This is a genomic window from Streptomyces sp. H27-H1, from assembly GCF_026627445.1.
Lineage (GTDB): Bacteria > Actinomycetota > Actinomycetes > Streptomycetales > Streptomycetaceae > Streptomyces.
Map to the genome: position 1 here is coordinate 1 of NZ_JAPNLJ010000147.1, position 1,228 is coordinate 1,228.

The following is a 1,228-nucleotide window of genomic DNA, read 5'->3' on the forward strand; positions in this document are numbered from 1 at the left end:
GGCGGTTTCCACCGGTCGTTGCGACTCCTGGAGGGAGTCCGTCCCGTGCCGAAGTATCCGCCGAATCGTCTGCCGCTGTCGGTGCCGAAGAAGTACTTCGAACTGCGTAGAGGTGGCCTGAAAGGGGCAGCTGCTGCCCGCCGGGTGGGCGTATCCACCAGCGCGGGCTCGCTGTGGTTCATCAAAGCTGGACGCATGCTCCTGCCCGACACGCCCATCGATGACCGCTACCTCACCCAGGACGACCGCATCGCCATCGCCGAAGGGCTGCTCGCCGGCCGTACGGCCGCGCGGATCGCCAAGGAGATCAGCAAGCACCGCTCAACGATCTACCGGGAAATCTCCCGCGGCGGGGGACCCGATGGCCGCTACAGCCCGTGGTGGTCGCACAACCAGGCCCTCCTACGCCGGGCCCGGCCGAAGCCGGAGAAGCTCCGCGCCAGCCCCGCACTGCGCGAGGTGGTCAACGGCAAACTGAAAGAACGCTGGTCACCGCAGCAGATCACCCGTCACCTCGCCCGCGCCTGTCCCGGCCAGCCTGACATGAACGCCTGTCCGGAGACCATCTACCGGGCCCTCTACAACGGGCTCCTCGACAAACGCACCGTCCGTCTGCGCACGCACAGAACCCGCCGGAAGAAGCAGCGCCGGGGCATACCCACCAAGAACGCCATCCCGAACATGCGGCCGGTCCACACCCGCCCCCGCGAGGCCGAGGACCGAGGGAGAGCCGGGCACTGGGAGGGCGACCTGATCGTCGGCAAAAGACAGGGATCCGCGATCGGCACACTGGTCGACCGTGCCACCCGCTACACCCGGCTCATCCACTTGCCTGGCGGCTGGAAGGCCCCGCAGGTCCGCGACGCCCTCGTCGCCCAGACCGCCGGCTGGCCCGCCTCCCTCCGGCGCACGCTCACCTGGGACCAGGGCCGCGAGCTCTACCACCACGAGGAGATAGAAGAGCTGACCGGCTTCAGGATCTACTTCTGCGACCCGCACTCGCCCTGGCAGCGCGGCACCAACGAGAACACGAACGGACTGCTGCGCGAGTACTTCCCGAAAGGCACCAGCCTCGCCCACTACACCGCCCGCGACCTCGCGCAAGTCGAACGCGAGCTCAACGCACGCCCCCGCCTCGTCCTCGGAGACCGGACACCCGCCGAGTCCATGAGACGCTGGTCAAGAGATCTGGCCTACTGCTGATTCGCAACGACCGGTGGAAACCGCC

Annotated in this window: 1 protein-coding gene; it reads left to right on the forward strand. The window is 68.0% G+C overall.

Translation table 11 applies throughout. From position 1 onward, the window contains the following. Positions 1–45: 45 nt before the first annotated feature. Complete coding sequence (locus OTB20_RS42195; protein ID WP_420716627.1) at positions 46–1,203, forward strand: IS30 family transposase; 1,158 nt, start codon at positions 46–48, stop codon at positions 1,201–1,203. The last annotated feature ends 25 nt before the right edge of the window (positions 1,204–1,228 follow it).